Annotated in this window: 20 protein-coding genes and 2 tRNA genes; 10 read left to right on the top strand and 12 right to left on the bottom strand. The window is 62.0% G+C overall.

Annotated features, from left to right (window positions below):
• The first annotated feature begins 21 nt into the window (after positions 1-21).
• Positions 22-1,779 carry a DUF4153 domain-containing protein gene (locus DEJ54_RS16180; RefSeq protein WP_113155467.1) on the top strand — a complete coding sequence of 586 codons (1,758 nt, stop codon included), beginning with the start codon at positions 22-24 and terminating at the stop codon, positions 1,777-1,779.
• Positions 1,780-1,863: 84 nt separating this feature from the next.
• On the opposite strand, the gene trmFO is transcribed toward DEJ54_RS16180, so the two are convergent.
• Entirely contained in the window at positions 1,864-3,267 is a 1,404-nt protein-coding gene (gene trmFO, locus DEJ54_RS16175) for a methylenetetrahydrofolate--tRNA-(uracil(54)-C(5))-methyltransferase (FADH(2)-oxidizing) TrmFO (RefSeq protein WP_113155466.1), read from the bottom strand.
• A 123-nt stretch (positions 3,268-3,390) separates the two neighbouring features.
• On the opposite strand from trmFO, the gene DEJ54_RS16170 reads away from it, so the two are divergent.
• Entirely contained in the window at positions 3,391-3,972 is a 582-nt protein-coding gene (locus DEJ54_RS16170) for a hypothetical protein (protein ID WP_245447587.1), read from the top strand.
• A 679-nt stretch (positions 3,973-4,651) separates the two neighbouring features.
• Here DEJ54_RS16170 and DEJ54_RS16165 read toward each other — a convergent pair.
• The gene (locus DEJ54_RS16165) at positions 4,652-4,792 is read right to left on the bottom strand and encodes a DUF1127 domain-containing protein (protein WP_008599151.1); all 141 of its coding nucleotides are present in this window, start codon (positions 4,790-4,792) and stop codon (positions 4,652-4,654) included.
• 336 nt (positions 4,793-5,128) lie between these two features.
• On the opposite strand from DEJ54_RS16165, the gene DEJ54_RS16160 reads away from it, so the two are divergent.
• From DEJ54_RS16160 to DEJ54_RS16145, 4 genes are all read left to right on the top strand, one after another.
• Positions 5,129-5,213 (top strand) — tRNA-Leu (locus DEJ54_RS16160).
• An 88-nt stretch (positions 5,214-5,301) separates the two neighbouring features.
• Positions 5,302-6,738, top strand: coding sequence for a trigger factor (gene tig / locus DEJ54_RS16155; protein ID WP_113155465.1), 1,437 nt, complete (start codon positions 5,302-5,304; stop codon positions 6,736-6,738).
• 184 nt (positions 6,739-6,922) lie between these two features.
• A complete protein-coding gene (locus tag DEJ54_RS16150; RefSeq protein WP_113155464.1) occupies positions 6,923-7,735 on the top strand; it encodes an aminoglycoside phosphotransferase family protein in 813 nt (270 codons plus the stop codon).
• A 76-nt stretch (positions 7,736-7,811) separates the two neighbouring features.
• Positions 7,812-8,309: a GNAT family N-acetyltransferase gene (locus tag DEJ54_RS16145; protein ID WP_113155463.1), complete on the top strand. Its 498-nt coding sequence runs from the start codon at positions 7,812-7,814 to the stop codon at positions 8,307-8,309.
• A 134-nt stretch (positions 8,310-8,443) separates the two neighbouring features.
• On the opposite strand, the gene DEJ54_RS16140 is transcribed toward DEJ54_RS16145, so the two are convergent.
• From DEJ54_RS16140 to DEJ54_RS16095, 10 genes are all read right to left on the bottom strand, one after another.
• Positions 8,444-11,530 carry a molybdopterin dinucleotide binding domain-containing protein gene (locus DEJ54_RS16140; protein WP_113155462.1) on the bottom strand — a complete coding sequence of 1,029 codons (3,087 nt, stop codon included), beginning with the start codon at positions 11,528-11,530 and terminating at the stop codon, positions 8,444-8,446.
• Positions 11,523-12,680 (bottom strand): NrfD/PsrC family molybdoenzyme membrane anchor subunit, encoded by a 1,158-nt coding sequence (nrfD, locus tag DEJ54_RS16135; protein WP_113155461.1) that lies wholly within the window; start codon positions 12,678-12,680, stop codon positions 11,523-11,525. Before nrfD ends, DEJ54_RS16140 begins: the two co-directional genes overlap by 8 nt.
• A complete protein-coding gene (gene dsrO / locus DEJ54_RS16130) occupies positions 12,661-13,440 on the bottom strand; it encodes a sulfate reduction electron transfer complex DsrMKJOP subunit DsrO (RefSeq protein WP_113155460.1) in 780 nt (259 codons plus the stop codon). Before dsrO ends, nrfD begins: the two co-directional genes overlap by 20 nt.
• A gap of 248 nt (positions 13,441-13,688) precedes the next feature.
• A complete protein-coding gene (radC, locus tag DEJ54_RS16125) occupies positions 13,689-14,444 on the bottom strand; it encodes a DNA repair protein RadC (protein WP_113155459.1) in 756 nt (251 codons plus the stop codon).
• A gap of 70 nt (positions 14,445-14,514) precedes the next feature.
• Positions 14,515-15,342 (bottom strand): type I methionyl aminopeptidase, encoded by an 828-nt coding sequence (map, locus tag DEJ54_RS16120; RefSeq protein WP_113155458.1) that lies wholly within the window; start codon positions 15,340-15,342, stop codon positions 14,515-14,517.
• A 57-nt stretch (positions 15,343-15,399) separates the two neighbouring features.
• Positions 15,400-16,101 carry a DNA/RNA nuclease SfsA gene (sfsA, locus tag DEJ54_RS16115; protein WP_113155457.1) on the bottom strand — a complete coding sequence of 234 codons (702 nt, stop codon included), beginning with the start codon at positions 16,099-16,101 and terminating at the stop codon, positions 15,400-15,402.
• A gap of 62 nt (positions 16,102-16,163) precedes the next feature.
• A complete protein-coding gene (locus DEJ54_RS16110; protein ID WP_245447585.1) occupies positions 16,164-17,138 on the bottom strand; it encodes a hypothetical protein in 975 nt (324 codons plus the stop codon).
• 148 nt (positions 17,139-17,286) lie between these two features.
• Positions 17,287-17,362: transfer RNA gene (locus DEJ54_RS16105), tRNA-Glu, on the bottom strand.
• Between the two features lie 81 nt (positions 17,363-17,443).
• Complete coding sequence (locus tag DEJ54_RS16100; protein WP_113155456.1) at positions 17,444-18,592, bottom strand: YcbK family protein; 1,149 nt, start codon at positions 18,590-18,592, stop codon at positions 17,444-17,446.
• A gap of 280 nt (positions 18,593-18,872) precedes the next feature.
• On the bottom strand, positions 18,873-20,702 hold the full coding sequence (locus tag DEJ54_RS16095) for an alpha/beta hydrolase (protein WP_113155455.1): 1,830 nt from the start codon (positions 20,700-20,702) through the stop codon (positions 18,873-18,875).
• A gap of 200 nt (positions 20,703-20,902) precedes the next feature.
• On the opposite strand from DEJ54_RS16095, the gene DEJ54_RS16090 reads away from it, so the two are divergent.
• The 4 genes from DEJ54_RS16090 (at position 20,903) to glpX (ending at position 25,036) form a co-directional block, all read left to right on the top strand.
• Entirely contained in the window at positions 20,903-21,259 is a 357-nt protein-coding gene (locus DEJ54_RS16090; RefSeq protein ID WP_162742324.1) for a hypothetical protein, read from the top strand.
• Positions 21,260-21,343: 84 nt separating this feature from the next.
• On the top strand, positions 21,344-22,564 hold the full coding sequence (locus tag DEJ54_RS16085) for an LL-diaminopimelate aminotransferase (RefSeq protein ID WP_204360823.1): 1,221 nt from the start codon (positions 21,344-21,346) through the stop codon (positions 22,562-22,564).
• A 40-nt stretch (positions 22,565-22,604) separates the two neighbouring features.
• Positions 22,605-23,918 (top strand): homoserine dehydrogenase, encoded by a 1,314-nt coding sequence (locus tag DEJ54_RS16080; protein ID WP_113155453.1) that lies wholly within the window; start codon positions 22,605-22,607, stop codon positions 23,916-23,918.
• 140 nt (positions 23,919-24,058) lie between these two features.
• Positions 24,059-25,036 carry a class II fructose-bisphosphatase gene (gene glpX, locus DEJ54_RS16075; protein WP_113155452.1) on the top strand — a complete coding sequence of 326 codons (978 nt, stop codon included), beginning with the start codon at positions 24,059-24,061 and terminating at the stop codon, positions 25,034-25,036.
• Positions 25,037-25,039: the final 3 nt, after the last annotated feature.

Genomic DNA, 25,039 nt, shown 5'->3' with positions numbered 1-25,039 from the left:
TCATTGATCGGGGGAAGGTTTGTGGCTGAAAATCTGAACAGAAATCATGCGGCCACGGGGTGGCTCGCGTCAGCGCTTGAGGCGCTTGTCGCCATGGGCGATGCCGTGGCGCGCTTTCCCGTCACGGTGTTTTTTCTCTTTTTGACCGCCACCTACGCCAACGCGCTCGTTGCGGATATCGATCTTGTGCCCGCCGCCCTTCTTGGCGCGGCCAACAAGGATGACCTCCTCTTTGCGCTGATCGCCGCCGTGATTGCCTCTTTTGCCGCAACCCTGTTTGCGCAGGCCCGGCAGCTTTCTGCGTGGATCAGCGTGGCATTGCCGGTGCTCGCCGGTGTTGTTGCCTTTGCCGTCATGTGGCCGAACATCACCGAGCGCACGGTCGAATGGGCGTTTGTGCTCTCCCTGATGGCGCTTGCGCCCATTGCGCCCTTCGCATGGCGGGGGACGGGCGATGCGTTCTGGATGTTTACGGCGCGGCTGGTTTTCGCCGTGGGGCTCGGGCTTTTGGCGTTTGCGCTGTTCGGCGGCGGTATTTCGGCCATTCTGGCAAGTCTGACCCATCTCTTCGGGATCGATGTTCCGAATGATCTCTATGAGCATATCTGGGCCTCGATCGGCCTGTTCGTCGCACCGCTCTTCGGGCTCGGGCAGACGCCGCGCACCTTCGATGAAGAGCCGGGCGGTCATGAGCATGCGTTGATGCAGAGCGGCATGCGCGCGCTGGGCGACTTCGCCGCCGTGCCCATGCTCATCATCTATGCGCTCATTCTGCACCTCTATGCGGCCAAGATCGCGATTACCGGAGAGGTTCCGCAGGGCCAGATCGGCTGGCTGGTGCTCACATATGGCGTGTGCATTGTCGCCGTTCTTCTTCTGACAAAGCCGTTTCTGGACACCGCCCGTGCGCCGACGCGCTTCTTCGTGCGTTTCTGGCCGCTGTTCCTTCTGGTACCGCTGGGGCTTCTGTTCTACGCGCTCGCCCTGCGGGTGGGGGCGTTCGGCTGGACGCCGCAGCGCTATTTCCTCGGCCTGTTCGGTCTGGTGACGCTCGCGCTGGTGGGGATGCAGGCGCTGCCGCGTCTGCGGGGCGATATCCGGCTCATCGCCGGCATTCCGGTTCTGGCGCTGCTTTTGGGCAGTTTCGGGCCGCAGGGTGCGCTCGACTGGTCGGTGCGGTCGCAGACGGCGAGGTTTCTGGACCTCGTCAACGATACGCCGCTCAGCGTGGAGGCGAAATCCGAGGCGCTTTCGGTGCTGCGTTATCTCAACGGAGAGGACGCCGTTGGCGCTGTGGAGCCTGAAGGTTTTGCGCTGAGCCCGGACGGCAATGCATATCGCGAAGTGGCCATCGCCTGGGGGCTCGATCCCGACAATCCCGTCCATGTGGATCGAAACGGGGTTTTCTACAGCAACCCGTTGATCGTTGCGTTCAAGTCGGATGGTTTCGATGTCGTTGTCCAGAATGCGGTTTTCCTGGACGGGGAGCCGGGTACTTTCGATATCGTTCTGCCGGATGGCGGAAAGATCGCGCTTCTGCTGAAGCAGAATGCGGTTTCGGTGAAAACCGCGAACGGGGTTGAAGGGCTGTTCCCCGTGGAGGAAGAACGCATCGCTTCTCTCGCCTCACAGGATGGGCAGACGGTGATGTTCTCTCTGGAGGCTGAGGGGCGAAAGATCCTCATCGTGCCATCTCATCTCCACGCCACGTTTGAGCCGGAGCTGGAGTTGCGCAACATGACCGGGACGCTGCTTCTAAGGCTTGAAGACTGGAAGTAAGGCGCAGCCAGGACTGAATAAAAAAGGGGAAGCCGGCATTGCGGCTTCCCCTTTCTCTTTGTGGGCTCTCTTTCGAGAACCTGCCTATTCGGCGGCCTGGCTTGCCGGCTGGGCAGCGAGCCATTCCTTGAAGTCGACCAGCGCGCGCGCCGTCATCGCCTTCTTCTTGGCGACGGTCTTCTCCTTGCCGCGAAGGCGCTTGCCTTCGGGCTTCGGCACCTCGACGGGCGGGAACAGGCCGAAATTGACGTTCATTGGCTGGAAGGAGCGTTTGCCCGGCTCATCGTCGGAGATGAGATGCCCGCCGGTGATGTGGTTGAGCAGCGCGCCGAAGGCCGTGGTCCCGGGCGGCGTGGAGATCGGTTGGCCCAGACGCTCGGATGCGGCAAAGCGACCGGCGATCAGGCCCATTGCCGCACTTTCCACATAGCCCTCGCAGCCGGTGATCTGACCGGCAAAGCGCAGGCCGGGCCGGCTTTTCAGCTGAAGCCGGCCGTCGAGAAGCGCAGGCGAATTCAGATAGGTGTTGCGGTGCAGGCCGCCGAGCCGTGCGAATTCTGCATTTTCCAGACCGGGGATCATGCGGAAGATGCGCGTCTGCTCGGCATATTTCAGCTTCGTCTGGAAGCCGACCATGTTGTAGAGCGTGCCAAGCGCGTTGTCCTGGCGCAGCTGCACCACCGCATAGGCCTTTACGTCGGGATTGTGCGCATTGGTGAGGCCCATCGGCTTCATCGGTCCGTGGCGCAGCGTCTCCGGTCCGCGCTCCGCCATCACCTCGATGGGCAGACAGCCATCGAAATAGGGCGTGCCTTCCCATTCCTTGAACTCGGTCTTGCCGCCGTCGAGCAGCGCCTGGATGAAGGCTTCATACTGCTCCTTGTCCATGGGGCAGTTGATGTAGTCCTTGCCGGTGCCGCCGGGGCCGACCTTGTCGTAACGCGACTGGAACCATGCGGTGTCGAGATCGATGGAATCGAAATGGACAATGGGGGCGATCGCGTCGAAGAAGGCGAGCGACTGCGCGCCCGTGGCCTCCGAAATGGCTTCCGCCAGCGAGGGCGCGGTCAGCGGGCCGGTGGAGATGATCGCCTGATCCCACTCTTCCGGCGGCAGGCCGGTGACCTCCTCGCGCTCGATGGTGATGAGCGGATGCGCCTCAAGCTCTGCGGTGACGGCTTCGGAAAATCCGTCGCGGTCCACGGCCAGCGCGCCGCCGGCGGGCACCTGGTTGGCGTCGCCGCAGCGCATTATGAGGGAGTCTGCGAGCCGCATTTCCGCATGCAGCAGGCCGACCGCATTCGTTTCCGCATCGTCGGAGCGGAACGAGTTCGAGCAGACCAGCTCGGCAAGCCCGTCGGTCTTGTGCGCATCGGTGCCGCGCACCGGTCGCATCTCGTGCAGAATGACGGGAACACCCGCTTGTGCCGCCTGCCAGGCAGCTTCGGAACCGGCGAGACCGCCGCCAATGATGTGTATCGGTTTCATGGGGGAGGAGATAAGCCGCCGGACCATGGAATGCAACGGTGGATGGCGTGTGGCGCTAACCAATTATAGAGGCGGCTCTGCCATCCGGTTTCGCAATCAACAGGGGCGTTTTATACTGTGCGAATGGAATTTGGAGCATCACGGGCGGGGCTGCTTGCAGCGGCGCTGTGTCTGGCATGTGTGACCGGGCCGGCGGCGGCGAAGGCGGAGCGCATCTATCTGTGCAGCGGCTATGGCTGTGTCTACAAGAAGAGCATGAATCTGGGGGCGGCTGCGAAGCAGCGGCTGGCCGCGATCATGGCGGGCGGCAGGTCTTCCGCAAGCGCCGAACGGGCGGCCATCAGCAAGGCGGTCCGCTATTTCGAAACACTGGCGACGCAGACCATGGGCGTGCGTGATGGAGCGAAGTCCGGACCGGGCGGCGCACGGGTCTATGGCCAGATGGACTGCATCGACGAGTCGCGCAACACGCGGACGCTCCTGACCTATCTGCAGCGCCACGGGTTGCTGCATCATCACACTGTGCGCAGGAACGCCGCACGCGGCTTCTTCATCGACATCCGCTACCCGCACGCCACTGCCGTGGTGCGCGCGAAGGATGGCCGGGACTGGGCTGTCGACAGCTGGTACGAGCCGGCTGGCGGTGCGCCGGACATCATGCAGCTTTCTGAGTGGAAGAAGCGCGGCGTGCGCGGCGAGCGATAGCGCGTCCGGCGCGCGTGCATGGAAGCGGAGGGGATAAAAAAACGACACCCGCCGAGGGAGGAGTTTCGGCGGGTGTCGTTATAGGGTGACCGGCAATTTTGGGAGGAGGAGGTTGCCGGTCTATTCGTCAGGGTTGGGAGGAGGTAACCCGGACGAAATCTATGAAGCTCAAATCCTGACAGCGCCCATATAGGAAGGCTTCTGCCCGGAAACAACACCCGCCGAGGGAGGAGTTTCGGCGGGTGTCGTTATAGGGTGACCGGCAATTTTGGGAGGAGGAGGTTGCCGGTCTATTCGTCAGGGTTGGGAGGAGGTAACCCGGACGAAATCTATGAAACTCAAATCCTGACAGCGCCCATATAGGAAGGCCTCTGCCCGGAAACAACACCCGCCGAGGGAGGAGGTTCGGCGGGTGTCGTTATAGGGTGACCGGCAATTGGGAGGAGGAGATGCCGGTCGTTTCCTTCGAAGTTGGGAGGAGGATAACTCCGAAGGAATCTCTAAAACTCTGTCTGGCGGGCTCTTACGAGGCTTACCGCCCTTTTTACAACCCCTGCCGAGGGAGGAGGTTCGGCAGGGGTTGTTTTGGGTGACCGACAATTGGGAGGAGGAGTTTGTCGGTCATATCCGTCAGGATTGGGAGGAGGTAATCCTGGCGAAACTGAATTAGCTGCTGTCCTTAGACAGACTTGCGTGCAACGAACGGGATGTCGCCGCGGGAGATGCCCAAATCGTTCAGTTCACGGTTGGACAGGCGGCTCAGCTCGTTGACGGTCTGACGGTAACGGCGCCAGTTGCGGTAGTTGCGAATGATGTTCATCTTGCTGCTCGCTTCGTTCGAATATTCTGTGTTCGTCTTGTGAGCAGGAGATAGTCCCAAGCCGCCCGGCTTTGAAGTGACAATGTTGCATGACAGCAATGCGATTTGTGCAATGCAACATGGCCTTTTTGCGGCTGCTGCATGGCTCGGGTTTGGCGCGGTTCTAATCGGTTTATAAAAAGCACGGTGGGAGCGGGGGATGCAGCCGGTATGCGCAAGGGGGCCGAAGCGATCAAAAAAGCCCTGAATCTTGCCAATTTTGCTTTGATAGACTAGGTGCAGGTGATATAGAACCCGCGCTTTCGGAAGCTTAAGGCGTTCCTTGGGTCTTTCGAAGCGGGTGTGGTGGAATTGGTAGACACGCAGGATTTAGGTTCCTGTGGCGCAAGCCGTGGGGGTTCAAGTCCCTCCACCCGCACCAGAAGGGCCATTCCCGGTAAGTATCCCCGACAGGAAGAGCGGTGGGCGCCGTGAACGCGGCGGCAAAAGCGAATACAAAGGTATGATGGATGCAGGTAACCGAAACTCTCAATTCAGGGCTCAAGCGCGAACTTAAGGTCGTTGTTCCTGCCAAGGACATGGAGGCGCGCCTCGCTGAGCGTCTCAACGACGCAAAGGACAAGGTGAACCTCAAGGGTTTCCGCCCCGGTAAAGTGCCCGCGCAGCACCTGCGCCGCGTCTACGGCAAGTCTTTCATGGCTGAAGTCGTGAACGAGATCCTCGCAGGCACGCAGAGCATCCTGACCGAGCGCGGTGAGAAGCCGGCCATTCAGCCGGAAATCTCGATGACCGAGGACGAGAAGGAAGCCGACAAGGTTCTCTCCGGCGATGCCGACTTCGAATTCTCCATGTCCTATGAAGTCATTCCGCCGATCGAGCTGAAGGATTTCTCCGACATCAAGATCAAGCGTCAGGTCTATGACGTGACGGATGAGGAAGTCGAAGAGCAGGTCAAGCGCGTTGCCGACTCCGCCCGCACCTACGAGGTGAAGAAGGGCAAGGCGGCTGACGGCGACAAGGTCAAGCTCGACTATCTCGGCAAGATCGACGGCGAAGCTTTTGATGGCGGCGCTGCCGAGGATTCCGAGGTCGTGATCGGCATGAACCAGTTCATCGCCGGTTTCGAAGAGCAGCTCGTGGGCCTGAAGGCCGGCGACGAGAGCACGATCAAGGTCACCTTCCCGGAAGAGTATGCGGCAGCGCATCTCGCAGGCAAGGAAGCCGAGTTCGACATCAAGGTCAAAGAAGTCTCCAAGCCCAACGAGATGGAGATCAACGACGAGACCGCACAGCAGCTCGGCCTTGAATCGGCTGACAAGCTGCGCGAGATCGTTCGTGGCCAGCTCGAGAACCAGTTTGGCCAGGTGACCCGCCAGAAGGCGAAGCGTCAGATCCTCGACGCGCTGGACGAGGCTTACAAGTTCGAAGCGCCGTCCAAGCTCGTGGAAGCCGAGTTCGAGAACATCTGGAACCAGGTGACCCGCGATCTTGAGGCTGCCGGCCGCTCCTTCGAAGACGAAGAGACGACCGAGGAAGAGGCTCGCGAAGAGTATCAGCGTCTTGCTGAGCGCCGCGTGCGTCTGGGCCTGGTTCTCTCCGAGATCGGCGAGAAGGCAGAGGTCAAGGTTGGCGACGAAGAGATGCAGCGCGCGCTCATCGAATCGATCCGCCGCTACCCGCCGCACCAGCAGCAGGAAATCTACGAGTTCTATCGTCAGAACCCGCAGGCCATGGCCAACATCCGTGCGCCGCTCTTCGAGGAGAAGGTCATCGACCATCTGCTCGCTGAAATCGCGGTTACCGACGAGAAGGTCTCCCGCGACGAGCTGATGGCTGACGACGAGGACGAGACCGAGGCGAAGCCGGCGAAGAAGGAGAAGGCTGCTCCGAAGAAGAAAGCCGCTCCGAAGAAGGCTGCTGCCAAGAAGAAGGAAGAGGGCGAATAAGCCTCTCCTTTTTGAAAGTTCGAGAAAGGCCGTCCTTCGGGGCGGCCTTTTTCTTTATGCGCTGTCTGGCTTGTGGGCCGGTGCGACGGTGTGGACATTGCCGCTCTTCTGCGGGCATGCGAAGAACCTGCCTGATTTCCGAATATGACACTTGCGGTATTCGGACGAGCCCGGAGAGACTGTGATGTTCGAGCCGTATCTGCGCCTTTGGAAGCTCGCCATTGATGGTGAGCCGATCGTTACCCCGGCAGCGAACCTTCTGCCGGTGCTTCGAGGGGACGAGCCGGCAATGCTCAAACTGTTCTCCAGCGCGGATCAGAAGCGCGGGGCGAGCCTTATGACATGGTGGAGCGGGGACGGGGCGGCAGAGGTTCTGGCGTGCACTGAAGGCGCTCTGCTTCTTGAGCGCGCCACCGGCGCTCGCTCTCTGGCGGACATGGCGCGTGGCAACGATGATGATGAGGCCTGCCGTATTCTCTGCGCCACCGCCAACCGCCTGCATCGCAGCAGACCCGGCCCCATGCCTGAACTCGTTCCTTTAAAGCGCTGGTTCCGGTGCCTCGAACCGGCGGCGGCCAGGCATGGCGGTATCCTGATCCACTGTCTTGAGACAGCGCAAAAGCTTCTGGCCGAGCCAAAAGAGCAGGTCGTCCTTCACGGCGACTTGCACCACGGCAATGTGCTTGATTTCGGCAAGCGGGGCTGGCTGGCCATCGATCCGCATGGCCTGACGGGTGATCGCGGCTTCGACTTTGCGAACATTTTCACCAACCCCGATTTGAGCGCCCCCAGTCAACCGGTCGCAACGCAGCCCGGCCGCTTTCAGCGACGCCTGACGGTCGTATCCGAAGCGGCGAAGGTGGAGCGCCGCACCCTGCTTCAGTGGATTCTCGCATGGACCGGCTTGTCAGCGGCGTGGTTTCTCGAGGATGAGAACCCATTGGCGGAAGTGGATTTTAAGATTGCCGCACTGGCGGCTGCGGAGCTTTCGCGGTGAGACGTCGCTTGCGGCATGTTGAGGCGACTTTCCTCTCCGGTAAGGGGGGGCGGAGGCTCGTGCTTGTGAGAAGGCCATGCAGATGAATATCAGGCGGCTTGGAGCCGAAGATGCGCGCGCGTTCAGAGTACTGAGGCTCGAGGGGCTAAAGATGCATCCTGAAGCGTTCGGCGCTTCGTTTGATGATGAGCTTGCCCAGCCGCTCGAACGGGCAGCCGCGCGTTTGGCGGAGAATGTCGTTTTTGGTGGATTTGACGCCGCTGGAGCCTTGCAGGGGATCATCGGCCTCCGCAGGGAAAAGGCGGCCAAGATCAGACACAGGGCCAGCATCTGGGGGATGTATGTGGCTCCTTCTGGTCGCGGCACCGGTCTGGCGAAAAACCTGCTGCAGGCAGCCATCAACGAGGCCATGGTTGATTGCCAGTCAGTCCTGCTTTCCGTGACCGCTTCAAACGAAGCGGCAAAAAGGCTGTATCAGCGCGCGGGTTTCAGGGAATGGGCGGTTGATCAGAAGGCGCTCTGCGTTGAGGGGGCATTTGTTGACGAAGTGCTGATGCGTCTCGACTTTGCCTGACAGCTGAGCCGACAGAGCCGCCCCGTCGCCGGTCGCGACTGCTTCCATCGCTCAAATCAGGGCGCATGCCGCGTTTACAAGAAAAAGCCCCCGCGCATGGCGCGAGGGCTTGAGACCGTTGTTCCGGGCTTCGATCAGGCAGCACGGACCCGGATCGGCAGGCCCTGACGCACGGATGCGCCTGACACGGGCTCCAGCCAGGTGCCGAGCGTCTGCCGTGTCGGGTCGGCAAAGCCCAGATCGTTGATGTTGACGCCGGCCGCAATCCACGGATTGCCGGCCATGGTCCTGTCGTCGATCACATGATCGCGCGCGCCCAGCTCCGTATGGCCGAAACTGTGCTCGATGCCGATCGTGCCGGGCATCACGCCATTGGTGACGATCGCCAGTCCGCGAATGGCGCCACCGGGGCTTTCCACCACGATCTCGTCACCATGGGTGACACCGAGCGCGGCCGCATCCTCGCTGTTCACGAGCATGGGGTTGTAGGGCTTGATCATGCGCAGCCGCTCAAGCCCGATGGCATAGCTGTTCATCACGTTCGACTTGTAGGAGAAGGCGAGCATCGGCCATTCCTCCTCGGTGAAGTGATCGCGCATGGGTGAACCGTCGGCCATGACCGGCGGCTGCAGCTTTGCCGTGCCGAACAGGCGCTTGCCGGTCATGCTGTCGACGCAGGTGCCCACATCCTCGTTCCAGACGCAGAGCTGGCGCTTCCACAGATTGCCGAGCGTATCCCCCTTGCGCGCGTCGGCAAAAGTCTGGAACCGGCCGCCACGCGAATAAAGATGCGCCACGGGGCCGTGTTCTTCTGCCGGCAGGGTGGCTTCGATGGCCGGCAGAAGGCGTTCGAGGCCCGAGAAGCGGATGTCTTCTTCGCTGGCGTCGGGAAGCGTCTCGCCGGTGAAGGCGATGTTGGCCGCCGCGCGCAGGTAGAAGTCTTCCACCCGGTTGAGCGGATGCTTGCCGCCATTGGCGTCGGTGATGGCTGCATCGCCGAAGCCCTTGAGGCCGAGACGCTTGGACAGCGCGATGAAGAAACTGTCCATGCTCACGGGCTCGCCATCCTGCGTCTTCGCTTGACGTGGCTCGACGATGGGCCAGCAGGCCGTGGTCATCTTGGTCAAATTGCCCGACCAAGCGCCAGTGAAGCCCCAGACTTCATACATGACCGAATCCGGCACGATGTAGTCGGCATAGGTGTTGGTCTCGTTGATGAAACCATCCACGGCCACATAGAGCGGCAGCACTTTGGGATCGGCAAGCTTGTCGCACAGCACGGCCCTGAGGCCGGCCTGGCCGTACATCGGATTACACATGACGCCGATCATCGCCTTGATCGGGTAGGGATATCCTTCCACGGCAGCGGTGATGTGGTCGGTCAGGACCGGCGGCGCCAGCCGACGCCAGGGCGCACGGGCCGGGTAGGGGTTCTTGCCCTCGGCCTTGAGACGCTTGAACTCGCTCGTCTTCTCATAGGGGAAGCGCGAGCGCGACAGGAACACGCCCTTTGGCTTGCGCGCGCCTTCGAAGCCCGCGAGGTCATAGCGGGGGCCTCCGGCAGTGCCGTTGAAATTGCCGCCGCCATGGGCATTGCCGCCGGTGTGGTTGATGTTGCCGAGAAGCACGTTGAGCAATTGCAGCGAGAAGGCTGCATAGAAACCGGCACCCGACATCATGCCGCCATGGCAGTCGACCACTGCGGTGCGGCCATGCTCGGCCAGCTTGTCGGCCATCTCCTGCATGCGCGCGACGGGGATGCCGCAGGTCTCGGACATTTTGTCCAGCGTGTGCGCTTCTGCCTCGTCACGAAGCAGACGCAGGCCGGTGCGCACCTCAATGGTGTTGCCATCCGCCAGCGTGACGGTCTCAGCGGCAAAGAGCGCTGCCTGATCGACGGCGTTGGCCGGCACGATCTGGCCATTGGCATCCACGACCATGGGCGCATCGTCCTCGCTACCGGCTTCCTTCAGGCCGAGATCGGACTCGCGCAGGAAAGCGCCGGCGCGCGGGTGGTTCTCATCGATGATAACCAGATGCGTCGCATTGCTGTTGGAGGGCTCGCCGGCGGCTTTGGCGGCATCCGGGTTGGGGATGGCCAGATAGTCGGCCGCATAGCCTTCATTGTCGAACAGGAGCTTGATGAGCGCCATGCCGAGCGCGGCATCGGTGCCCGGCTTGACCGGCACCCAGTTGGCGCGTTTGCCGGCGGCGCGCGCGACCGAGGCGTTCAGCGCCGGATCCACGACCATGTATTCGAGCGAACCGTCGACACGCGCCTTGGACAGAAGCCGTCCCTGCCGCTTGAACGGGTTGCCTGCCTGTGATGGCGCGGTGCCGACGAACAGGCCGAACGTGGCCTTTTCATAGTCGGGCTTTACATGGGCGTTCTTGGCGAGATCGTTCATCATCGCGCCCGCGCCCATGCGGAAGGCGAGGCCGCAATAGGAGCCGTGATGGCCATAATTGCGGGTGCCGAACGCCTTGTCGGAGAAACGGCGCAGAAGGGCCGAACGTCCATAATCGGTGGCTTCCATGACCAGAAGCTGGTTGGTCATGGGGCCGTATTCGGGGTTTTCCGGGTCGAGCGGCGTTTCATAGTCGTTGATCGCGGCAAGTCCGTCCACCTGGCCTTCGCCGAACAGATCGCCGCCCTCGACGATTTCCTCAATGAGCTGCTCGAAGCTGATCGTCTCCCACTTGCCTTCGCCGCGTTTTCCCGTGCGCTTCAGGCACGCGGTGACGCGCTGCGGGCTGGTCATCTGCGCGATCATGGCATTGCCGCGCGCGCAGGTGGTGGAGCGGTTGGCCCAGCCCTGGTCGGCGTAGGCGGTGGTGCGCAGGAGCGCATCCTTGACCGGCATGGTCTCGTCGGTGTGCTCTTCCGAGGACAGCGGGTTGAACGGGTTGCCGATCGAGCGCAGCACCTCTTCGGTGTTGTTGTCGATGCGCACCCGCACGCCGCATTTGGTGGTGCAGCCATAGCAGACGGTGAAGGCGACGCGCTGGTCGGGATTGAGCTCCATCGCGCCGGTTTCGAGATCGACCCTGTATTCGGGATCGAGCGCATTGCCGTAGACGGGGTGGCGGGGCTTTTCGCCCGAGCTGCCGGTCAGGCCCTTGGCCATGCGGGTCAGCGGCTCGGAATAGCCGGCGACGAAAGTGGCTGCGCCGGCGGCGGCAACGCCACCCTTGAGCAGGTTGCGGCGGTTCTTATCCATGGCTGGGAACTCCCTTGGCGGAGATGTCGGTCTTTTCTGCGGGCGCGTCGGCGGGGCCGTCGAGCGCCTGTTTCCACGGTACGAACATGTCGATCACAAGCAGGAGGGCGATCCAGAGCCCGAAGGTTCCGATCACGCCGAGCCAGCCGCTGGAACCCCAGCCAACCACATATTCGAGATAGCCAGCGGTCTGCTTCTGCACCGTCTGCACGTCCATCAGCACGTTCCAGCGGGCCATCCAGGCGAGATGCAGCGCCACCAGCCCGATGACCCAGCCCCAGATGCGCGCGCCGTTGCGCCATACGAGCAGGAAGCTGACAAGCGTCATGGATGCGCCGACGGAGAGGCTCCAGATGGCCGTGGAGCGCCATTCGGCGCTGTGGCGCACCGACTGGATGGCGGCTGCGACGGAGCTGTCTTCCACGAAGATGCCCTCAAGCGCCCAGGCAAGGGCCACAAGCGCCGTCACCACCGCGGCGGCGACAACCACCATCAGCATGTTGCGGTCGGTGTCGGCGTCGCGCGTGCCGGTGAAGCGGTTGAGCACGAGCACCAGACCGGCAGCGCCGATGAAGCCGGTGGCTGCGAAGAAGGGCAGGAGCCATTGCGTGTTCCACAGCGGACGACCTTTGAGGATGGCGACTTCGCTGCCGGTATAAATGGCAATGGCGAACGACATCACGGCGGCGAACAGCGCAAGTGCAACGACTGCGAAGCGCGGGGTCTGCCAGCCGCCAAGCGTGGCGATGCGGGCGATGAGGCCGGTCATGTCGTCACGCGTGCGCCAGGCCAGCATGGGCTCGCGCCAGACAAGCCAGGCGAGCGCTATGATCGCGAAGACGAAGGGCGGCAGCATGAGGCTGCCGATGGACATCCACGACCACGGTGTGAAGTAGGCATAAAAATGCCAGAACCGCAGCGGCTGATGCAGATCGGCCAGAAGCGCGATGGGGGCAACGATGGCGGTTGTCATCGCGCCAAGGAGCGCATAGCGCGCCGTCGCCTTCCAGCGGCGTGCGCCGAGAAGACCCGGCAGGGCCAGCCAGAGCGAGGCATAGGCCAGCGCAATCATGAAAAAGTACTGCACGGCCCATGGGTACCAGGCGATCTGGTAGCGTGGCGCGAGGATCTCAATGACCGCTGAATTCATAGTGCAACTCCTCATTGTCCGTGCCACGGATTTCCCAGATCGAGGCGAAGGCCTCGGGGCGGTCGACGAAGCGTTCATCCATGCCGAGATAGAAGACGTGCGGCAGCGTTCCCTTTTCGGGCTGCAGAACCTGCAATTCGTCCCGGTGCTCGGCGATCATGCGGGCAATGGTGCTTTCGGGATCGTTCAGATCGCCGATGATGCGCGCGCCGCCGACGCAGCTTTCAACACAGGCCGGCAGAAGACCGGCTTCCAGCCGGTGGGTGCAGAATGTGCACTTGTCGGCGGTCTGCGTCTTGTCGTTGATGAAGCGCGCATCATAGGGGCAGGCCTGTACGCAATAGGCGCAGCCGACGCAGCGTTCCGCATCGACGACGACGATGCCGTCTTCCTGCTGATAGGTGGCCTGCACCGGGCAGACCGGCACGCAGGGCGGGTTGTCGCAGTGATTGCACAGCCGCGGCAGGAAGAAGGTCGACATGTCGCCCGTCTCCGGATCGTCGACCTCATATTGCGACACGATGGTGCGGAACTTGCCCAGCGGCGCATCGTTTTCCAGATGGCACGAGACCGTGCAGGCCTGGCAACCGATGCAGCGGCGCAGGTCGATCAGCATGGCGTAGCGCTTTGTGGGATCACCGCCGCGACGCGGCGGCTGGTCGTTGATGGCGGCTTCCGCCACCGTGGCCAGTGGCACGAGGCTGGCGCCCGCGGCAAGCCGCGCGAGCTGCCCCATGAACATCCGTCTTGCAAGATCCATGTGACCTCCAATGAGTTTGGCTAGCCCGCGAATCTGCAGGCAGGCATTGCTACGAAAGTCGTAGCCCGGAGGTTCGAGGTGGAATTTGACCAGAGTCAAAATTCCAAAAATATCAATGAGTTATGCTTTTTAGCATGGGTGCGATGCATTTCTGCATGCCTTGCCGGCAATGGGAGCCGCGTAGCAGCGCTGCTCTGCCATTGCTGTCTGGCGGGGCTTCCCGTTTCGCGCTGGCGAAAACGAGCAGGCTAGAAGAGCTGCAGCCCCTTGAAGCTTACATGGCCGTTCTTGCCGATGATGATGTGATCATGCACGGCGATGCCGAGCGGCGTCGCGGTTTGCACGATGGTCTTGGTCATCTCGATATCGGCGCGTGACGGCGTCGGGTCGCCCGATGGGTGGTTGTGCACCAGCACCACGGCGCTCGCCGACAGTTCCAGCGCGCGCCGAACGAGTTCGCGCGGATAGACCGGCGTGTGATCGACCGTGCCGGTCTGCTGCACTTCGTCGGCAATGAGCTGATTCTTCTTGTCGAGGAACAGGACTCGAAACTGCTCTATCTGCTCATGCGCCATGGAGGCCATGCAATAGTCGATGACCTGTGACCAGGAGGTCAGCAGTTGGCGGCCGCGCAGTTCGGCTTTCAGCATGCGTCGGGCGAGGGTAGCAGCAATCTTGAGATCGCGTGCGGCAGCCTCGCCAATGCCTTCCACTTCCTGCAGAAGGCGCTCTGGCGCGCCGAGCACTTCGGGAAGCGAGCCGAAGCGCTCCAGAAGGGCCTTGGCCGGCCCCTTGGTGTCTGCGCGGGGAATGGAGCGGAAGAGGAAGAGTTCGAGAAGCTCGTAATCCAGAAGCGCTTCGCTTCCATTGTCGGCGAAGCGCTGCCGTAACCTGTCTCGATGGCCATGATAGTGCGGTTTTCGCGCTGGCTTTGCGCGTTCTATCTTTGTGGTCGGTCCGACTGGCCCTTCAGCAAAGAATGTGTGCTCGTCCTGCCTGCCCATAAGTGCCTCCCCCTTGCACCGCTCAAACAGGCGTGAGTCCGTAACGGACTGCACGCACCGGTAGAGCAGTTTAGGCGGAGAGGCCGGGGCGGTCGAGCCCTGCAGGCGAAAGGGTGAAGATTTCACAACCGGTTTCGGTGACGCCGATCGAGTGCTCATACTGAGCCGAAAGTGAGCGGTCGCGCGTCACAGCCGTCCAGCCATCCGAGAGCACCTTCACATGCGGACGACCCAGATTGATCATCGGCTCGATGGTGAAGATCATGCCAGGCCGCATCTCGACGCCTTCGCTCGGAGTGCCATAGTGCAGAATGTTCGGCGCGTCGTGGAACAGCTGTCCGAGGCCATGGCCGCAGAAATCGCGCACCACGGAGCAGCGCTCGCCTTCCGCATAGGACTGGATGGCGGCGCCGATTGCGCCGGTGCGTGCGCCAGGCTTTACGGCGGCGATGCCGCGCATGAGGCATTCATGCGTGACTTCGAGTAGCCGTTCGGCCGCGCGCTTGATCGTGCCGACCGGATACATGCGGCTCGAATCGCCGTGCCAGCCGTCGAGAATGTAGGTGACGTCGATGTTCACGATGTCGCCTTCGCGCAGCGGCTTGTTGTCTGGAATGCCGTGGCAGACCACATGGTTGATCGAGGTGCAGGTGGACTTTGTGTAGCCGCGATAGTTGAGCGTCGCGGGAATGGCGCCATGGTCCATGCCGAACTCGAAGACGAAACGGTCGATCTCGTTGGTCGTCACGCCCGGCGCGACGCGATCCGCCAGCTCATCAAGGCAGCGCGCCGTGAGGTTGCACGCCTTGCGCATGCCTTCAAAGCCCTCTTCGCCGTAAAGGCGGATCTGGCCGGTATTACGCATGGGGGCGGAGTCTGCTTCGAGATAGGTGACCATGGGGCTTTGGTTCGCTTGCGCTTTGTTCAATAATCGTTGTGCCGGATTTTGCGGCTTTTATCGCACGATGTCTATCAGACGATCCGGGCGGATGGCTTCAGGGGTGATTTGGCATTTGATGGCGTAAGCTTCAACCCCGGCGGCGCTGGCCTGCGCAAAAGCCGCAGCATAGGCGGGGTCCAGATCGCCACAGAGGCGGAAGCGGTCGCAGTCGCCGCGCTGCACCAGATAGATCATGATTGCGCGGTGGCCGGCGGCGCGCATGCCGATGAGCTCATGCAGGTGCCGCGCGCCGCGCTCCGTGACCGTGTCGGGGAACTCGGCCAGCCCCGGCTCGCGCATGAAGTGGACGTTCTTGACCTCCACATAGGCGCAGGCGCGGTCTGCAGCCTCCAGAAGCATGTCGATGCGCGAGCGCTCTCCGTAGCGTTGCTCGCGCTTCAGGACGGGGTAGGCGGCAAGATCGGAAACGAGGCCGGCGCGGATTGCTTCTTCGGCGAGCCTGTTGGGCAGGCCGGTGTTGATTCCGACCAGCGTGTCGTCCGCCTCCACGATCTCCAGGCGATGGGCGTATTTGCGCTTGGGATCGTCGGAGTGGGAGAGAAAGACGCGTGACCCTTCGGCGGTCAGGCCCAGCATGGAGCCGGTGTTGGGCACCGAAACCGTTGTCTGCGTTCCATCCTGCAGGATGACATCGGCCAGGAAGCGCTTGTAGCGGCGGATCAGCCGGGCTTCGATCAGGGGCTCTGGAAACTGCATTTGGGTCTTTCCGAAGGGGGGAGTCTTTTCAGCGGGTTGCGTGGGCTTCTGCAAGCGCTGATTCAGGTGGACGGCTGGCGGTGGGCACTGATCGCTGCGCGCTTACGGTAATAACGGCCGAGCACGAGCGGCGTCAGATACATGGGGATCTGATAGCAGCCGATAAAGAGCAGAAGTGAATCGGTGACGCTCGCAGGAAGCGCAGTGAGGAAGAGGCCGATATTGCGGTTGCCGGCTGCAATGCCCAGAGGCGCTGCAATGGCTTTGGAGCCGGAGCGTTCCAGAAGCGTGGTCACGGCAAGCTGGAGAAGAAAGTTCGCGGCGAAGGCAATGGCGAGGTTGAGGCCCACAAGAGCGGGGTCGACCAGCAGGGTTTCGCCAACGGCGGACATGAGCCCCACAACGACCACACCCATGAGAATCGCGGAAAGACCGTCTATCGAGCGTATGGCGCCGGGGCCGGGACTGCGTAACGCGAATCGGCGCAGCAGGAAGGCAGCAGAGACCGCCAGCGCGATAACGGCCAGCAGACGGCCTGCGGCCGCCAGAATCACGTCAGCGCTCCCCAGCGTGGGCGTGAGCCAGAATACGGGCAGAACGGTGAGTGGCAGGAGCGCGGTGCCGAGCGTCATGACCCGCATGACCGGTGCGGGATCGTTTCCCGTCATGATCGCCAGATGTGGGCTGCCGGAAACGGGCGCGGCTGCGGCCATGAGCACCAGAGCGGTGGGCAGAACGCCGGTCCAGCCGATGGCGAGGAAGAAGAGGGCGAAAGCGAGGGGAAGCGCCAGCTGAAAGGCGAGCGTGGCGACCAGTGACTGCCTCAGGTCGCTCAATGCGCCGATGAGGGCTCTGGGGCCGACGCGCAGCGCTGCAAGAAAGAGCAGGCCGGCGATCATTTCCGCAATCCATGGCTTTGCGGCGTGTGCTGCTGCCGGAGAAGCGATTCCCGCCACAAGCCCGGCTATCAGAAAGAATCGCGCATGCGAGGCTGCAAAGCCGAGCGTATTCGAAATGGCGGTCAGTACGCCCTGCATTCTCCCCGCCTTTCTCCCAAGGTCTCGACGGTAGGCGACTGGCCATGTGTCGAAGACATCTGCATCCGACAAGTACGCGGACTGCGAGAGCGGGTCAAACCGAAGCATTCGGCTGACGTTTTACTATGTGCAATTTCGGGAAAGAAACTGGCACGCCCAACGGGACTCGAACCCGTGTTTCCGCCGTGAAAGGGCGGCGTCCTAGACCGCTAGACGATGGGCGCGCTCGAGAACGAGACGGCTTATAGTAAGCTTCGCTGCATGGGGCAACCCATCAATTGATGGAACATGCATTTTTTTCAAAATTATTTTCTGCGGCGGCAGCGCCAGTTCCAATCGCGCTCCGGACCGACGTCCACATGCACGGATTTCGTGTGGCAATAGGTGCCTACACCACCACGGCCCGGCATGGAGCGAACGAACTTGGCCAGCTCCCATTTGCTGACGCCGGAAATCTGAATGTCGGCTGCCGCGCAATACATGTGCAGCGACTTGCGGGCGCCGCGGACGCGACGGTTGTAGTTGGGGCTGCGATAGCCGGAGGTGACGACGATTCGCTTGCCATAGTGGCGCTCAATGGCCTTGAGCATGCCAACGAGCGCTGGCTTCAGGCAGGCAGTGTCGACGCTTTCGCGCTGCTTGAGGAGGCCATTGGGCGCAAGGCGCGCCATGCCGGCCGCAGAGGCGACCTGATAGGCGGGCTCTTCTTCGTAAATGTCGGCGTCGGCATCATCGTCCGCGCCGGACTTGCTCGAGAATTCGAACAGGCTGTCACCCTGACGCACGCCGGGCAGGGCGGCGCCTGTGCCGAGGGATGCTGTCACGGGCCGGCTCTCGGAGGTGGCGGCGAGAACCACTTTGGGTTTCTCTTCGACCTTCTTTTGCGTCTTCTTCGGGTCGATGAGCGGGCGGGCCGCTCTTTCCGCAGCCTGGGCGGCCTTCGGTTCGCGAGCCGAGAAGAATGCGGCTAGGAAAGTCTGTTTCTTGGCGGATGCTTCCGCCTCGGCTGCTGCGACGGCTTCGGCCTCCGCAGTTTCTGTTTCCGCCGGGCGCGCTGCAGGCTGGGGAACCTCTGCGGCGGCTGTCTGTGTCGTGGTTTCGGCAGCCTGTTGCGCTGCGGTCTCTACCGGCGCTGTCTCGCCGGCCGGGGGCTGCTCATTCGTCTGAGCGGTCTGTGTCTGGGGTTCCGGGGTAGAGGCTGCCGCCGTTTGGGAGCCGGGGCGCGCTGCCGGGAGTGGAACACTGCTGCCTTCAGCGGCATTCTCTTCGCCAGGTGCTGCGGCAATAAGGTCGCTGTCGCTGGCCTCAAACCCTTCTTCGCCGGCGCTCACCTGCAAATCGGTCGGTGTCAGGCCGAACTGCGTTACCGGATCTGATGTGGTGGAGCATGAAGCAAGAAAAAGAGCGCAAAGAACGCTGGCAAGGCTCGCACGCCCGCAACTCATCAACTTCATACAGCGCTTTCCGCTCTCGTCCCCCAGCAACAGAAGTCTGCCCCCTCATATGAATTCACGAACCAAACAACCCATGCCCGGTTACCGGCATGCAGCCACCGTTTGTCTGCTAACGAATCTTGGTCCCCATGTGGATAACTATCATAGGCGTTAGAAAACAATTAAGGCAACAACATGTTAGCTTTTAAGCATAGGCCAGAGACCCGGCTCGGTGCGTAAAAGCTTCTTTCGTTCGGTTACAACGCGTGATCAAGGTTTTGGTCCTGATCCAAGGGCGTGATCAGGCGCGGGTGCGAACATAATCTCCGGGTGCGTCGGCCAGAGCTTTCTTGCCTTTTGCGGGTTTGCGCGCCTTTACCTCTTCCTTGTCGAGGCCGGTGATCCATTCGTGCCATCTGGGCCACCAGGAGCCCGCGTTCTCCTTCGCCTGCGCCATCCAGTCGTCCAGTTCGCCTTCAGGCTTCGGCCCGCTCCAGAACTGGTATTTCTTCATTTCGGGTGGGTTGATCACACCGGCGATGTGGCCGGATCCCGCAAGCACGAACTCCACCGGTCCGCCGAAGAAACGGCTTCCCAGGAAGACGGATTTCGCAGGCGCGATGTGATCCTCGCGGGTTGCGAGGTTGAAGATCGGTATGTCGACATCTTCCAGATGCAGCGTCCTGCCGCGCAGCACCGCGCGACCCTGCGAGAGATTGTTCTCCAGATAGCAGTTGCGCAGGTAATAGGAGTGGTTCGCCGCTGCGAGCCGGGTGGAATCGGAGTTCCAGTAGAGAAGGTCAAAGGGCAGGGGCGCCTGACCGCGCAGGTAGTTGTTGACCACATAGGGCCAGATCAGGTCGCCCGCGCGCAGCATGTTGAAGGCGGTGGCCATGCGTGTGGCGTCCAGAAAGCCGCGTTCACGCATTGCCGCGTCCAGCGCCTTTATCTGCTCTTCATCGACAAAGACCTTGAGATCACCGGCAAAGGTGAAGTCCACCTGCGTCGTCAGGAAGGTTGCAGACGCGATGCGTTGCTCACCCTCCGCCGCCATCAGCGCGAGGCCTGCGGCAAGCAGTGTGCCGCCCACGCAATAGCCCATTGCGTTGACCTGCTTCTCGCCCGTTGCCTGTTCGATCGTGTCGAGCGCGAAGCGAATGCCCTCATCAATGTAATCACCCCAGTCCAGACAGGCGTGGCGCTCATCCGGGTTGATCCACGAGATGACAAACACCGTGTGGCCCTGTTCCACCGCCCAGCGGATGAAGGAGCGCTTGGGGTTGAGGTCGAGAATGTAGAACTTGTTGATCCATGGCGGCACGATGAGCAAGGGCCGCTTGAAAGCTTTCTTGGTGGTCGGCTCGTATTGCAGCACTTCCACAAGCCGGTTGCGGGCGATGACCTTGCCCGGCGTGGTGGCGATGTTCTCGCCCACCTTGAACTTGGAGGCGTCGGACTGGCGCAGTTTCAGGTCGCCCTTGCCGGCGGCGATGTCCTCGGCGAGCATGCGCATGCCGCGCACGAGATTTTCGCCGTCGCTCGCCATGGTTTCACGGTAAAGCTCGGGATTGGTGAGCAGGAAGTTTGACGGCGAGAGGGCCTGGCTCATCTGCTCGACATAGAAGCGGGCCTTGTGGCGCGTCGCCTCATCCAGATTGTCGGCTCCATCAACCAGGTCGGCCGCCCAGCGCGCGGTGACCAGATAGGCCTGTTTCAGGAAGCTGAAAAAGGCGTTGCGGCCCCATTCGGGGTCCTGAAACCGCTTGTCCCTGTCGGATGCCGGCGCATAGTCGGCGATGTTGTCTTCGCTCATGCGGCGGATCGCATTCGCCCAGATGCCCATGAACTCGCCAAAGAGCCGCGTCTGCGCCTCCAGTGCGCGCGCCGGATCGCTCAGCCAGTATTCACTGACGCGGGAGAACGTTTTGACCATGTCGGCGAGGGGCGCTGCGGAAATGTCGGTCGATTCGCCACTTTCACGGGCCTGCCTCCAGGAGGCGGCCGCCTTGCCGAGCTCTTCGAGCGCCTGCGCCAGATTCTGCGCAAAACGCTGCGGATCTTTTGCGAAATACTGCTCTACCGTGCTGTCTGCTTGGTTTTCTGCGCCATTGGTCTGCTTTTCATGAGCCATGTTCTGCGCCTACAACCTAAACGCGCCTTTCAACGGGCGCGGTGTTAACATAATCTGACGGGAGGCTCCCCCTCTGCCATCATGCATGGTAGTGGCTTGAATCGGAAGAGAATATGAAAATCAAATCTCACGGCGGTTTTTTTCGCGCAGTCGCGCTTCTCGCTCCGGTGGTTGCGTTGCCGCCGATTCTGGGGGGGTGCATGAGCGCAAGCCTGGAGGATGCCGCGCCCGCCGCCGCCCTCCGCACGCCGCCAGTGGTTCCACAACCCGCCCCGCGCACGGCGGCAACGCCGTCGCAGAAGCCGACACCAGGTGCGCCCACACCGGGTGCAAATGTGACCGGCGCTTATCCTGACCTGAATGTGCCGCCGGCCTCGGCGACTGCGCCCATCGCGCCTTCGGAAAAGGATGCGCTGATGCGCGACCTGACAGCGACGCGGCAAAGGCTGGAGAACAGTGCGCCGGCAAATAATGCGGATGCCGAGGCGCGCCGTCTGCGCAATCTGGCGAAAACCCATGCCGAGCGGCAGCTTCAGGAAATCGAAAAGACCGAGTAGGGACAGGGTTCCTGCTCTCGACCGTTGACGGGATTGGGTATATGAGGACCGGGCGCGGCATCGCGCATCCCGTTTTGAGGTACGATGATGGAAGAATTCCATAAGATCCGCCGGCTTCCGCCTTATGTTTTCGAACAGGTAAACCGCCTGAAAGCCAGCGCGCGAGCGCGCGGCGCGGACATCATCGATCTCGGAATGGGCAATCCCGACCTGCCGACGCCGCAGGCCATTGTCGACAAGCTGTGCGACGTGGTGCGCGATCCGCGCACGCATCGCTATTCTTCTTCCCGGGGCATTCCGGGATTGCGCCGTGCGCAGGCGGCTTATTATGAGCGCCGCTTTGGTGTGAAGCTTGATCCCGAGACCCAGATTGTCGCGACGCTTGGCTCGAAGGAAGGTTTTGCCAACATGGCCCAGGCGATCACCGCGCCGGGCGATGTGGTTCTTTGCCCGAACCCGACCTATCCGATCCATACATTCGGCTTCATCATGTCGGGCGGCGTCGTGCGCGCCATTCCCGCCGAGCCGGATGAGAATTTCATTCCCGCGCTTGAACGCGCGGTGCGCTATTCGACGCCAAAGCCGCTGGCGCTGATCCTCAACTATCCGTCAAATCCGACGGCCTGTATGGCGTCGCTCGATTTCTACAGGGACGTCGTTGCGTTCGCCCGCAAGAATGACCTCATCATTCTGTCGGATCTTGCCTATTCGGAAATCTATTTCGATGGCAACCCGCCGCCCTCCGTTCTGGAGGTTCCGGGCGCAATGGATGTGACGGTGGAGTTCACCTCCATGTCGAAGACCTTCTCCATGCCCGGCTGGCGCATGGGGTTTGCGGTTGGCAATGAGCGTCTGATCGCAGCGCTCTCGCGGGTGAAGTCCTATCTGGACTATGGCGCGTTCACGCCGATCCAGGTGGCTGCTGCCGCCGCGCTCAATTCCGATGGCTCCGAGATCGAAGAGGTGCGCGAGGTCTATCACCGCCGCCGCGATGTGCTCGTCGAGTCTTTTGGTCGCGCAGGCTGGGAGGTTCCGCCTCCGCCGGCCACCATGTTTGCCTGGGTGCCGATCCCCGAAGCCTATCGCGCGCTTGGCTCGCTTGAGTTTTCCAAGCTGCTGGTCGAAAAGGCGGAGGTGGCGGTCGCGCCGGGCATCGGTTTCGGCGAGTTTGGCGATCAGTATGTGCGCATTGCACTGGTGGAGAACGAGCACCGGATTCGCCAGGCGGCGCGCAGCATCAAGCGCTTCCTTGCAACGGCGCCCGAAAACACCGACAACGTCATCCCGCTCGGCGCCCGTCGCTGAGTCCCACTTACAGACTGTTCAAGAAGGAGCACGCCGCATCATGTCCGAAGCGTTGCGTATTGGAATTGCGGGTTTGGGAACCGTAGGAGCTTCTGTCGTGCGCTGCATGACGGAGAAGGAAGCGGAACTGACCAGGCAATGCGGACGCATGATGACGCTCACGGCTGTCTCGGCGCGCGACCGAACCCGTGACCGTGGCGTCGATCTCGGCAATGCAAAGTGGTTCGATGATCCGGTGGAGCTCGCCCGTTCGTCTGATATCGACGTGTTCGTCGAACTGATCGGCGGCGATAGCGGCCCTGCCTATGACGCGGTGAAGGCAGCGCTTGAGGCCGGTCATCACGTGGTGACCGCCAACAAGGCGCTTCTGTCCAAACATGGCGTGGCGCTGGCGACGATTGCTGAGGAAAAGGGCGTTCTCCTCAACTATGAGGCGGCGGTCGCTGGAGGCATTCCGGTCATCAAGACCATGCGCGAAGCGCTGGCCGGTAATGATGTGAGCCGCGTGTTCGGCATCATGAATGGTACGGCCAACTACATTCTGACGCGGATGGAAGAAGAGGGGCTTTCCTTTGAGGACTGCCTCGCAGAGGCTCAGCGTCTTGGTTATGCCGAAGCCGATCCGACCTTCGATATCGAGGGACACGACACGGCGCACAAGCTCTCGATCCTCACGAGCCTTGCCTTTGGCTGCCAGATCTCGGCTGACGACATCTACATGGAAGGCATTTCCAACATCAGCCAGGCCGATATTCGCGCCGCCAGCGAACTCGGCTACCGCATCAAGCTTCTGGGCGTCGCGCAGCGCACCGACAGCGGCATCGAGCAGCGCGTGCACCCGACCATGGTTCCCACGCAGTCCGTGATCGCTCAGGTGCACGGCGTGACCAACGCCGTGGCAATCGAGACCGATGTTCTGGGCGAGCTCTTGCTCTCCGGCCCCGGCGCCGGCGGCAATGCGACGGCCTCTGCCGTGATCGGCGACATGGCGGATATCGCCAAGAGCCGGCCCGGCTTCCAGCATGGCCCGGTGTTCGGGCGTCCGGCCGCGAAGCTGAAGCCTTACCAGCGTGCGCGCATGCGTGCGCATGAGGGCGGCTACTTTATCCGCATGACCGTGCATGACCGCGCCGGCGTGTTCGCAGCCATTGCCAAGCGTATGGCCGACAACGAGATTTCGCTGGAATCCATCGTTCAGCACGCCGATGGCGGTCTGCCGGAGGATCAGAAGAACGTGATTCTCGTGACCCATGAGACCACCGAGGAAGCCGTGCGCAAGGCGGTGGATGGTGTGATTGCGGACGGTCACATGGTCGACAAGCCCCAGGTTATCCGCATCGAGCGGGCAGCCTGACGCAGGTTTGGCGTCTGTCACATTTATTCAATCGGTTCATGTTTTTGACGGGGCGGTGAGGGACTTGCCGTCCCGCGCCGTCTTTGTCACAAGAAGCCGGCCCGCTCATGGGGAGCGGAAGAACATCAGGATTTGAGTCAATGTTGAAAGCCTCGCAGGCGGGTCTCGACCGCATTCTCACGCTGGAACTCGTTCGTGTGACGGAGCGCGCGGCTGTGGCTGCTGCGCGGCTGCGCGGACGTGGTGACGAGAAGGCCGCCGATCAGGTGGCCGTCGACGCGATGCGCTCCGAACTCAACCGCCTGCCCATTCAGGGCACGGTGGTGATCGGCGAAGGCGAACGCGACGAAGCGCCGATGCTTTACATCGGTGAGGAAGTGGGCGTGGGCGAAGGCCCGGAAGTCGACATCGCGCTCGACCCGCTGGAAGGCACCACGATCTGCGCCAAGAACCTGCCGAACTCGCTGGCGGTGATCGCCATCGCAGAGCGCGGCAGCCTGCTTTATGCGCCCGACGTCTACATGGAAAAGATTGCCGTCGGCCCGGGCTATCCCGAGGGCGTTGTTGATCTCGATGCGCCAGCCGTGGAGAACATCGAAGCGCTGGCCAAGGCCAAGGGCGTTCCGGTCAATGAGATCACGGCCTGCATTCTCGATCGTCCGCGCCATGCGCGCCTGATCGAGGAAGTGCGCGGCACCGGCGCTGCAATTCGCCTGATCGGCGATGGCGACGTGGCCGGCGTGATCCACACGACCGACCCGGACGAAACCGGCATCGACATCTATCTGGGCATCGGTGGCGCGCCGGAAGGCGTTCTGGCTGCTGCTGCCCTGCGCTGCATCGGCGGCCAGATGCAGGGACGTCTGCAGCTCAACACCGAGGAAAAGGTGGCGCGCGCGGCCAAGATGGGCATTTCCGATCCCGCCAAGGTCTACCGCATGGACGAGATGGCCAAGGGCGACGTTCTGTTCGCTGCGACCGGCGTGACGGACGGCAACCTGCTTTCGGGCGTGAAGTTCGGCCGTGACCAGATCTCCACCCACACCATCGTCATGCGCTCTTCTTCGCAGACGGTGCGCGAAATCATCGCCCGCCACCAGGATCTGGACAAGTTTTAGAGC

The organism is Nitratireductor sp. OM-1 (assembly GCF_003296175.1).
GTDB lineage: Bacteria > Pseudomonadota > Alphaproteobacteria > Rhizobiales > Rhizobiaceae > Nitratireductor > Nitratireductor aquimarinus.
Note: the sequence above shows the minus strand (reverse complement) of the source record. Positions and strands in the feature narration are given on the sequence as shown.